Genomic DNA, 2,026 nt, shown 5'->3' with positions numbered 1-2,026 from the left:
GGTCTGCGAGGCCATCAAGCCCTATGCGACGGTGCCGATCGACGTGCACCTGATGGTCAAGCCGGTCGATGCGCTGATCCCGATGTTCGCGCAGGCCGGCGCCTCGATCATCTCCTTCCACCCCGAGGCCAGCGAGCACATCGACCGCACCACCCGGCTGATCCGGGACAGCGGCTGCAAGGCCGGCCTGGTGCTCAACCCTGCCACGCCGCTCGCGGTGCTCGACCATGTGCTGGACCAGCTCGACCTGGTGCTGCTGATGTCGGTCAACCCGGGCTTCGGCGGCCAGAGCTTCATCGAGAGCGTACTGCCGAAGATCGAGGCGGTGCGCCGCCGCATCGATGCGAGCGGGCGCGAGATCTGGCTGGAGGTCGATGGCGGCGTGAAGCCCGACAACGCCGCGCGCGTCGGCGCCGCCGGGGCCGACACGCTGGTGGCGGGCTCGGCCGTGTTCAACGGCGGCCGCTACCGCGAAGCGATTGGCGCCATCCGCGCAGCGGCGCTGCAGGGCCGCGAGTCCATGGAAGGGCGTCCCGCATGACGAAAGAAGAGCTGTGCGGCATCGATGCGATCGCCTTCGATCTCGACGGCACGCTGGTCGACAGCGCGCCCGACATCCGGCAGGCGCTGAACCTCGCGCTCGACGAAGCCGGGCTCGCCTGCTTCGAGCTGGACACCGTGCGCGCATGGATCGGCGACGGCCCCGACGCGCTGATCCTGCAGGCGCTGCGCGAGCACGGCCTCGGCGGCAGCGAGGCGCTGCGCGGCCGGCTGCGCAAGTCCTTCGATGCCGCCACGCTGGCGGCGCCACTGAAGTTCGGCAGCGTGTTCGAGGGCATCGCCGCACTCGTCGCGGGCCTGCGCCGCACGCTGCCGATGGTGGTGGTCACGAACAAGCCGACGCCGCTGGCACGCGCCGTGCTGGATGCAGCCGGTCTGCTGCCGGCAATGGCGGGGGTCCATGGCGCCGACACCGCGGCGCAGCGCAAGCCCGCGCCGCTCCTGCTGCAGGCCGCGGCGCGCCAGCTGGGCGTGGAACCCGCGCGCCTGCTGATGGTGGGCGACGGCCCGGCCGACCTGCTCGCGGCGCAGGCCGCAGGCTGTCCGGCGGCGCTGGTGGCCTGGGGCTATGGCGGCCATGCGGCGGGGAATGCGGCTGAAGCGGCGCGCGCGTGGCGCGTCTCGACGCCGCAGCAGCTGCTGTTGAGGGCATGCGAGTCGCGCGCTGCATTCCGCCGAGACGAAGAAACGACGACCCGGATTTTTTGATTCAACCAGGAGACGATCATGCCCATTGCAGGCAAGGCCACGCTGACCCAGTACATCATCGAGGAGCGCCGCCGCCACCCCGGTGCCACGGGCGCGCTCAACGCGCTCATCACCGACGTCTCCCTTGCCTGCAAGGCGATCTCGCGCAAGGTGGCGCTCGGCGCGCTGGGGGACGTGCTCGGCAGCGCGAGCACGCAGAACGTGCAGGGCGAGGAACAGAAGACGCTCGACGTGCTGAGCAACGACATGTTCCTGCGCGCCAACGAGTGGGGCGGCCACGTGGCGGGCATGGTCTCGGAAGAGATGGAAGAGCCCTACCTGCCGCCGCAGCAGCAGTATCCGCGCGGCAAGTACCTGCTGCTGTTCGATCCGCTCGACGGCTCGTCGAACATCGATGTCAACGTGGCGGTGGGCAGCATCTTCTCGATCCTGCGCGCGCCCACGCCCGAGGCCGACGCGAAGCCTGAAGACTTTTTGCAGCCCGGCACCGAGCAGGTTGGCGCCGGCTATGCGATCTACGGCCCTTCGACCATGCTGGTGCTGACGCTGGGCAACGGCACGCACGCCTTCACGCTCGATCCGCAACTGGGCGAATGGGTGCTGAGCCATCCGAACCTGAGCATTCCGCGGCAGACCAGCGAATTCGCGATCAACGCCTCGAACAGCCGCTTCTGGGAGCCGGCCGTGAAGCGCTACGTCGACGAATGCCTGGCCGGCAAGGAAGGCCCGCGCGGCATCGACTTCAACATGCGGTGGA

The 2,026-nt window shown here is 69.6% G+C and carries 3 protein-coding genes; all 3 read left to right on the top strand.

The window, feature by feature from the left end:
- Positions 1–541 (top strand): ribulose-phosphate 3-epimerase (gene rpe, locus AC1DOC_RS31225; protein ID WP_478131282.1); only part of this gene is annotated, 541 nt, incomplete at its 5' end.
- Positions 538–1,269, top strand: coding sequence for an HAD-IA family hydrolase (locus tag AC1DOC_RS31220; RefSeq protein WP_478079993.1), 732 nt, complete (start codon positions 538–540; stop codon positions 1,267–1,269). The genes rpe and AC1DOC_RS31220, both read left to right, overlap by 4 nt.
- An 18-nt stretch (positions 1,270–1,287) precedes the next feature.
- A partial coding sequence (locus AC1DOC_RS31215) for a class 1 fructose-bisphosphatase (protein WP_478131281.1) occupies positions 1,288–2,026 on the top strand: 739 nt, incomplete at its 3' end.

It is taken from the genome of Variovorax sp. 01T439_2, from assembly GCF_056398445.1.
The sequence above is the reverse complement of the archived record's forward strand: the minus strand, read 5'-3'. Positions and strand labels throughout refer to the sequence as shown.